The organism is Alteromonas lipotrueae (genome assembly GCF_019249215.1).
GTDB lineage: Bacteria > Pseudomonadota > Gammaproteobacteria > Enterobacterales > Alteromonadaceae > Alteromonas > Alteromonas lipotrueae.
This window is the reverse complement of sequence record NZ_JAESDI010000008.1, coordinates 293,018-301,244: the sequence shown is the minus strand read 5'-3', so window position 1 is coordinate 301,244 and position 8,227 is coordinate 293,018. Positions and strand designations below refer to the sequence as shown.

Annotated in this window: 9 protein-coding genes and 1 tRNA gene; 7 read left to right on the top strand and 3 right to left on the bottom strand. The window is 43.7% G+C overall.

Going from position 1 to position 8,227, the window contains the following annotated elements; genetic code table 11:
* The 5 genes from JKP82_RS11850 to dusC all read left to right on the top strand — a co-directional run bounded on the left by JKP82_RS11850 (position 1) and on the right by dusC (position 2,738).
* Positions 1-76, top strand: a tRNA-Glu gene (locus JKP82_RS11850).
* 128 nt (positions 77-204) lie between these two features.
* Positions 205-1,155 carry a M14 family metallopeptidase gene (locus JKP82_RS11845; RefSeq protein ID WP_159531317.1) on the top strand — a complete coding sequence of 317 codons (951 nt, stop codon included), beginning with the start codon at positions 205-207 and terminating at the stop codon, positions 1,153-1,155.
* Between the two features lie 67 nt (positions 1,156-1,222).
* Positions 1,223-1,453: a hypothetical protein gene (locus tag JKP82_RS11840; RefSeq protein ID WP_159531315.1), complete on the top strand. Its 231-nt coding sequence runs from the start codon at positions 1,223-1,225 to the stop codon at positions 1,451-1,453.
* Positions 1,453-1,626 (top strand): DUF1289 domain-containing protein, encoded by a 174-nt coding sequence (locus JKP82_RS11835; RefSeq protein WP_159531313.1) that lies wholly within the window; start codon positions 1,453-1,455, stop codon positions 1,624-1,626. Before JKP82_RS11840 ends, JKP82_RS11835 begins: the two co-directional genes overlap by 1 nt.
* Before the next feature lie 173 nt (positions 1,627-1,799).
* Positions 1,800-2,738, top strand: coding sequence for a tRNA dihydrouridine(16) synthase DusC (dusC, locus tag JKP82_RS11830; RefSeq protein ID WP_159531311.1), 939 nt, complete (start codon positions 1,800-1,802; stop codon positions 2,736-2,738).
* Positions 2,739-2,803: 65 nt separating this feature from the next.
* Here dusC and JKP82_RS11825 read toward each other — a convergent pair whose 3' ends face one another.
* The 3 genes from JKP82_RS11825 to JKP82_RS11815 all read right to left on the bottom strand — a co-directional run bounded on the left by JKP82_RS11825 (position 2,804) and on the right by JKP82_RS11815 (position 4,777).
* On the bottom strand, positions 2,804-3,784 hold the full coding sequence (locus JKP82_RS11825) for a hypothetical protein (RefSeq protein WP_159531309.1): 981 nt from the start codon (positions 3,782-3,784) through the stop codon (positions 2,804-2,806).
* Positions 3,785-3,863: 79 nt separating this feature from the next.
* Positions 3,864-4,052 carry a hypothetical protein gene (locus JKP82_RS11820; RefSeq protein WP_159531307.1) on the bottom strand — a complete coding sequence of 63 codons (189 nt, stop codon included), beginning with the start codon at positions 4,050-4,052 and terminating at the stop codon, positions 3,864-3,866.
* A 74-nt stretch (positions 4,053-4,126) separates the two neighbouring features.
* Entirely contained in the window at positions 4,127-4,777 is a 651-nt protein-coding gene (locus JKP82_RS11815; RefSeq protein WP_309475335.1) for an arylesterase, read from the bottom strand.
* Between the two features lie 17 nt (positions 4,778-4,794).
* Between JKP82_RS11815 and JKP82_RS11810 the strand changes: the two genes are divergently transcribed.
* Positions 4,795-5,493, top strand: a complete 699-nt coding sequence (locus JKP82_RS11810; RefSeq protein WP_218397133.1) for an ABC transporter ATP-binding protein — start codon at positions 4,795-4,797, stop codon at positions 5,491-5,493.
* A 15-nt stretch (positions 5,494-5,508) separates the two neighbouring features.
* The gene (locus JKP82_RS11805) at positions 5,509-8,031 is read left to right on the top strand and encodes an ABC transporter permease (RefSeq protein ID WP_218397132.1); all 2,523 of its coding nucleotides are present in this window, start codon (positions 5,509-5,511) and stop codon (positions 8,029-8,031) included.
* The last annotated feature ends 196 nt before the right edge of the window (positions 8,032-8,227 follow it).

The following is an 8,227-nucleotide window of genomic DNA, read 5'->3' as shown; positions in this document are numbered from 1 at the left end:
GTCCCCATCGTCTAGAGGCCTAGGACACCGCCCTTTCACGGCGGTAACAGGGGTTCGAATCCCCTTGGGGACGCCATATCGTTAAGCCAACCTTCGGGTTGGCTTTTTCGTTTCTACAGCTTAATTCCTGCCGTTCTTATCGATATTCCACATACAAACTAATACCATCTTGATAATATAGCCGTGTTAACAAAGAGGTTATTTATGCAAAATTATCCTATCGGCACGCCAGGAAAACCTTGGGGTGAAGAAGAGAAAGAAGAATGGAAACAGCGCCAAACGATTAAGCGTTCGTATAATGATGAAGTGCTTAAGCAGTTAGGCAGTATTCCTGAAGGGTTTGAATTAAAGCAGTATGGCGCGTTGCCTTACGATGAGTCTCGATACCCGTTGTATGCCGTAATTCCTAAAAATATCCCTAAAGATATCCCTAAAAATATGCCTAAAGGTATGCCTACAAATATTGATGCAACCAAGCCTGCGGTGCTAGTTACTGGAGGGGTGCATGGGTATGAAACCAGTGGTGTGCAGGGTGCGCTTCAGTTTATCAATACTAAATTAAGTGACTACGCAGAAGATTTCACCATCATTGTCGTACCGTGCGTTAGCCCTTGGGGTTATGAGACTATCAATCGTTGGGATCAGTATGCGTTAGATCCTAATCGTTCATTTTACCCTAATTCTCCGGCACCTGAGTCAGCCCAGCTAATGGCATTTGTTGAATCGTTGAACTTACCATTTTCATTGCATGTCGATTTACATGAAACCACTGATACGGACAACAGTGAGTTTAGGCCTGCATTAGCAGCAAGAGATGCAACGACTCATGATAATTGGAATATTCCTGATGGCTTTTACCTGGTGGCTAATACCCAGAATCCACAAAAACAATTTCAGGAAGCTATTATTGATGCAGTTAAGCAAATAACTCATATCGCGCCTGCTGATGAAAGTGGCAAAATTATAGGTGCTGACTTACTGTCTGAAGGTGTGATTTGTTACGACAAAAAAGCATTGTATCTTTGCGGCGGAATGACAGATGCAGCTTATGTAACTACAACAGAAGTCTACCCTGATAGCGCTAATGCAACGGCTGAAAATTGTAACGCTGCCCAAGTGGCTGTAATCACCGCAGCGTTGGAATTTATAAAATAGACGTTTAGATGTTTGAATGTTTAGACGTCTAGATGTATAGTTAAGCCTTCTCGATGAGGAGGCTTACGTGTTTACATTTTCTGCATTAATTTATGATGGTTATAAACAACAACTGGTGACTGGGGATTATGAAGATAGAACCCAGTTCGACGTATTTTTAAATGCGAAGTTCGGTGTGCATGTTTGTATGTGGGCTGCCAAAGAGCCTACACAAAAAGTAATTGATGCTATGTTACATGCCTCTCTCGTCGCTAAAGGTAATTCAATAAAAAATAAGAATCTTAAGGCCAAGTATTAGTGAGTATAGTTTCCCCCTGTATTGCCAACTGTAAACTAGACGAAGACGATGTATGCACCGGATGTAAGCGCACCATCAAGGAAATTGGCAACTGGTCGAATTACAGCACACAGCAAAAGCAAAACATCCTCACCCGCCTAGAACAACAAAAGTTGGACACACACTTAAGTTAGGGTTGGACAGTCACTCAAATTTCTCCCAGTAACGCATTAATATGTATAAAATCGGACAGTCAAAAAAACGTACACAAACTCTGCTCGACACTTAAATAGCATGGTCATATAACCCGCACTTTGCTACACTCTCGCGCCCATTTTAATCACTCAGTTTTAGCGAAATTTTAGTTATGAAAATCATGCTGGCGCCTATGGAAGGTGTTGTCGACCATTTAATGCGAGATATGCTTACTCATGTGGGTGGGTTCGATCAGTGTGTAACTGAATTCGTTAGAGTAGTGGATCAAAAACTTCCCAATAAAACCTTCTACAAACTATGTCCCGAACTACATAATGGCGGCAAAACCCCAAACGGCGTGCCTGTGCGCGTGCAATTATTAGGGCAGCATCCACAATGGCTGGCAGAAAATGCTCATACTGCGGTTGATTTGGGTTCACCGGGTGTAGATTTAAATTTTGGCTGCCCTGCAAAAACCGTCAATAAAAGTAAAGGCGGGGCGGTTCTGTTAAAAGAAACTCAAGCTTTGTATGACATCGTAAAAGCGGTTCGTGATGCCGTACCAGCCTCACAACCTGTATCAGCTAAAATCCGGTTGGGATTTGAAGATAAATCTCTTGCTGTAGAAAATGCTATCGCTATCACTGAAGCGGGCGCATCTGAGCTAGTTGTGCACGCCAGAACAAAGACGGAAGGCTATAAGCCGCCAGCTTACTGGGAGTGGATTGCTAAAATAAAGCAAAATACCGATATTCCATTAGTGGCAAATGGCGAAATATGGAACGAAGAAGAAGCCAAGCGCTGCCAAGAGCAATCAGCCTGCACCAACTTAATGGTGGGGAGGGGCGCACTTGCCATGCCAAACCTAGCAAGGTGTATTCGAGATGGAGAACCGCCTATGGCATGGGAAGATGTGGCCGCATTGCTTATTCGCTATTCGGGCTATGAAATCTACGGTGATAAAGGGAAATACTACCCAAATCGAATAAAGCAGTGGTGTGGCTATTTAAAAAGGCAGTACCCTGAAGCTGAATTGTTGTTTAACGACATCAGGCGCTTATCAAAATCACAAGAAATTGTAGATGTATTAGCCAGGCAAGCCTCACACTAGACTTTTAAAATATATCAACCGCGATGTTTTGTTGATTTTGCCTAGAAAAACTCAGACCTGAACGCCTATTGAAGATACCTTCTGGCATTTGCTATGTTTGGTTTTCTGCCATATTCGCATGCAGACGCAAACACGCAAATTCGCTCAGCAGAGCCGATCGGGCCCGTAAATTTTCTTTCTAGTTTGGTTGAAAGGGTAATCCAAGAATTACCAGAGAGTTTAAGTCTGTCCAAGATAGGCTTAATTTTCTGAGGAATAGCACCTTTTTTGTCTGGGCGCATAATACGGCCGGTTTCATCTACAAGCACTAAGTAGTCGCTCAATTTAAAAGGCAGGCTGCTTTCATTAACCGGAACTTGATCATTAAACGGCATAAGCCGAGCAGGTATTTTGTTTACTTTCAATGCGTTAATTCTGTATTGAATACTAGTGAAGTTTGATTGCTCAGGTGTTTTGGCGATATCGGCTCGGATAGGGTTTAAATCGGTATAGGCCATGGTTGCCGCTAACGCATTTTCCGACAATATTGCTTGGCTTTTAAATCGGCGCTCCCAAAAATAACCTGTACATTCATCTTCTTTGTTAGCTTTTCGCGCAATAAATTCATTTAGCAAGCGCATGAACCAACTTACGCTATATAGCCGATGCCGATAAATTTCGCTTAATTCTTCAACTTTTTGAAGCTCTACCTCAGATAGCGAACCTCGGGCCTCTTCATCAAGATAACGTTGGACTAATGAGGGGCAGCGATAAAAACATTTCCACCGAAGTAACACTTCATCCATGGTCCAGTGTTCAGCTCTCGCTTTCGCAATATGCACAACGACATGAGTATGATTATGCATTACTGCATAGGCACACAAGTCAATAGCAAAGGTTTTCGTGAGCCTATGTAGTCTATCTACAATCCACTGTCTGCGGTGGTTGTAGTTTTTGCCTGTACTAGCATCAACGCCACAAAGGAAAGATTGCCGCACACAACGTGATGTGCAGTGATAGTAAGGCGTGACTTCTAAATTGACTTGCTTGTATCGAGGTAGCGGCATTTCCATATCTCCGAGTGATTCGGAAATAATTATGCTGGAAATGCGTTATTAAACTACTGTGCTTAGGGCGGGTTTTCAACTAAACATAAGTGTCGATACGAGAACCCACTCTACTATCTGAGGCAGGAGCCGCTTGTTGTGTCTGTTGGGGCGCACTTACTTCAGTTTGCTGACTAGCACGTTGTTGCTGAACCTGTCGTTGTGGCTCCTGCTGAGGCGACTGAAGTACATTCGATACTGGTGTTGACGTTGATGATGTAACGTCCATAACAATCTCCAAATTGAGCTGACTTTCGTTCTAGCATTTAACATATAGCGGTAAAAGCATAGCACAGATTAACGTTATTTTATGATTAAAGGTGTCAATTTTTCGAACATAAAATCAGCAATAGTTGGCTGTGCTTTTGCGTTAGGATGAATACCATCACGTTGCATTAGGTCTTTTTGAAGTGCTATGTTCTCAAGAAAAAAAGGAATTTTTGTAACTTCATGTTGCTCTGACACGGTATCAAAAGTGTCGCTAAACATTTGCGTATAGCGTTTACCGTAATTAGTGGGGATCTGCATGTCTTGCACAAAAACGGTTGTATTGTCCGATTTTGCTATGCTAACAATTGCGCTCAAGTTGTCTCTAATCTTACTGATACTGTGCCCTTGCAGGCCATCATTACCCCCAAGTTCTATTAAAATATGGCTTGGTGTATGCTGTTCAATTAACCTTGGAAGCCTAGCTAAACCGCCATCAGTGGTCTCACCACTTACCGCAGCATTTACAATATCGATCGATATATTCTCGTCACGCCAGCGTTTTTGTAACAAACTCACCCAACCTTCTTGTTGATCTAACCCATAAGCAGCAGATAGGCTGTCACCTAGAATCAGTAATTTAGCTGAATTATTGGGGACGATGGTATCGGTCTGATCTGATAATGCAGATAACGGTATTAATAAAAGCAGTGTGAACAAAACGGCGCTGCGAAAACGATAAATCACGAATTGATGACCCCTATATGATAAAAACATCCAAAGTAACTAAGTCTGTAAATACGAGCGAAGGTAAGCTTGAGATCCTTCATCCTATCTCTTTTGAAGTCAAGTCCGGTGAGTCCGTTGCTATTATCGGTGCGTCAGGTTCAGGTAAATCTACACTGTTGGGGCTGTTGGCCGGCTTAGATGAAGTTTCCGAAGGCGAAATTTATCTAGATGGTGAACCACTGCATACCATGGATGAAGAGGCTCGCGCTGTACTTCGTGGACAAAAAGTAGGGTTTATTTTTCAAAGCTTTATGTTAGTGCAAAGCTTAACCGCTATTGAAAACGTCATGCTGCCAGCCGAAATTGCTGGTTTAGATAATCCTAAGCAGATGGCGAGTAAGATTCTTGAACAAGTAGGCATTGGGCATCGCGCGAGTCATTACCCAAATCAACTTTCAGGCGGTGAACAGCAGCGTGTTGCTATTGCGCGTGCTTTTATTACTTCACCTAAAATTCTATTTGCCGATGAACCTACTGGAAACTTGGATGCAACAAACAGCCATAAAGTAGAAGATCTTCTTTTTGCGCTAAACCGAGAGAAAGGCACAACATTGGTACTGGTCACCCACGATAACGAGCTTGCCGATAAGTGTGACAGGCAGTTAACTATGCAGGCGGGAGTTCTGACAGAGTCGACTCCAGTATCGCCTCTACAGCGCTCAGAGGCTGTTTAGATGGAGGCCCTATAAATGAGTATGACATCGACCTTGGCATGGCGATTATTTCGGCATGAGGCGAAGCGCGGAGAACTTACCATTATCTTGTTGGCAATTGTATTGTCGGTAGGCGCGGTATTGTCGCTGTCGTTATTTAGTGAGCGTTTGCAAGGTGCGCTAAAAGAGCGTTCAGCGGCATTTATCGCGGCAGATGCCCAGTTACGCTCTGATACACCCATTGATGAGATTTGGTTACAGCAGGCTCGAGATGAGGGGCTTAATACCGCCAAGCAGGTCACTACTCGGTCGATGGTTTTTCATCGTGACGAAATGTCATTGGTGGACCTTAGGGCTGTAAACGAGAACTATCCGCTAAAGGGCACGGTTAATATTACCGATGTGCCTTTTGGACAGAAAGAAGCGGCAACAGATTTGCCCATGCCTGGCGAAGTGTGGCTGCAGTCTCTGTTGTTTCAAACCCTGAAGCTTAGTTTGGGAGACAGTATTGAAATAGGTGATGCTGAATTCATTGTCACCAAAGTATTGGTTGATATTCCTGATGCAGGATTCAGTGTATTTAACACCGACCCCATCGCCTTGATTAGACTGTCCGATTTGGATGCAACGGCCATAACTGGGCCAGGCAGTCGGGCACGTTACGTGGGCTATTTTGAAGGCGAAAGTAGTGCTATTAGCAATTTTTACGACTGGCTCAGCCCTAACTTGCAAGATGACTTACATAACTGGCGTACGGTTGAAGATGATGAATCAGCCATTGGGCGTTCGGTAGCCAGTGCTGAGCGGTATTTTTTATTGGCGAGTTTACTTGCAATAGTGCTTGCAGCGGTTTCCATTGCGGTGGCAGCCCAGCGTTACAGTCAACGTCATTTCGACCCTGTCGCTATCATGAAAACACTCGGTGCCACAAAGCAAGTCATTCGCCGTATCTATCTTCTTCAAATTCTATTTATTACTGGGCTAGGCATTATTATTGGATTAATAATGGGCTTCATTGGCCAGCAAGTTGTGGTGTGGTTAGTTGCTGAACAAGTTGACGTAGCTTTATCAATTTGGCACTGGCGGCCAGTGCTAATCGCTGTTTTCACAGGGGCAACCTGCTCGTTATTATTCTCGCTTTATCCATTGATGCAGTTGTTTTCAATTCCTCCACTGCGTGTGCTAAGGCGTGATTTAAGCACTAATTTACGTTCTCGGACCATTCAGTATGTGGCCTCAGGCGGTGCGATATTTCTCTTGATGTGGATTTACAGCCAAGACTTGATGATCAGCCTTATTTTATTTGGGTCAGGTGTTGTTTTAGTCGCAGGGCTGCTAGGCGCTACCTTCTTGCTCATTGCAGCAGGCCGTAAATTCGGCTCGGGTAAAATGGGCCCGTGGCAGCTTGCTTGGGCGCGGATCAAGCGTCGTTCAATGGAAAATAGTGTTCAGCTGATTAGTTTTTCAGTCACTATCATGTTGTTGCTAGTTGTATTGGTTATGCGCAACGACATGGTATCGCAGTGGCGCTCTCAGTTGCCAGAAGGTACACCCAATTACTTTTTGATTAATATAACCGGCGATCAAAAAACAGAATTGGACACACACTTCAAATCAAACGGAATTACCATCGAAGAATTTTACCCGGTTATACGAGGCCGCTTTGTTGCGGTGAATGATGATAGCGTGAATACCGAAGTGTCCAAAGAAGACGATTCGAATATTGAGGGTAGGCAAGGACTCGGGCGAGAAGCTAATTTAACTTGGAGTAATTCGTTGCAAAAAGAGAACGAAATTACTAGTGGTATATGGCATGGTGATAACACCGATACATTAGAGCAAGGTGTATTCGCGGTTTCAGTCGAAACGGATGTAGGTGAACGACTTGGCATTGAATTAGGCGATATGTTGACGTTCAATGTGGGCAGTGAAATTGTTAAAACCAAAGTAACTAGTTTCAGAAATGTGAACTGGCAAACCATGCAGCCTAACTTTTTCTTTGTTATTCAACCTGAAGCCATGGCGGCGTTCAATCCAACCTACATCACCAGCTTTTATTTGCCTGAAGTGCAGAAGTCAGAACTGACTACGTTGTTAAAACCATTTGCGTCAATCACCATGTTCGATGTTGATGCGCGAATTAATCAGCTAAGAGATATTGTCAACCAAGTGTCGGTGGCCATTGAGTTTATCTTAGTCTTGGTGCTAGTAGCAGGCAGTTTAGTGTTAATAGCCCAGGTCCAAGCCAGCATGGATGAAAGACGACAAGAGCTAGCTATTTTAAGAACACTTGGCGCTAAAGGCAGTTTAATCCGCAAAAGTGTAGTGTTTGAGTTTCTGATCATAGGCGTGGTTGCAGGTTTCATGGCAGCGCTCGCCAATGAGCTCAGCTTGTATATGCTGCAAACCAAGGTGTTTCAAATGACTGCAAGTCTTCACTTTGAGTACTGGCTAATTGCACCGATAGTAGGGGCAATTGTGGTAGGCGCTTTAGGTGCAGTTGGCTGCTGGCGCTTGCTTACCTTAAATACATCAGCACTGCTTAGGAAGATGGTCTAAAGGATGTATAGCTAACGAGAGTTAGGAAAGACTGTTTTAATGCCTAAGGGAGATCAAAGCGGGATGAAAGGGACAGTCACTCAAGTGAGTATCTGAAATCGGTACAAATAGTCGTACGAGTCACTCGATTAAATGTTGGACACACACTTAACTTTGAGTGTGTGTCCAATTTCGTTCTGTGTCCGATTAAGCCGGA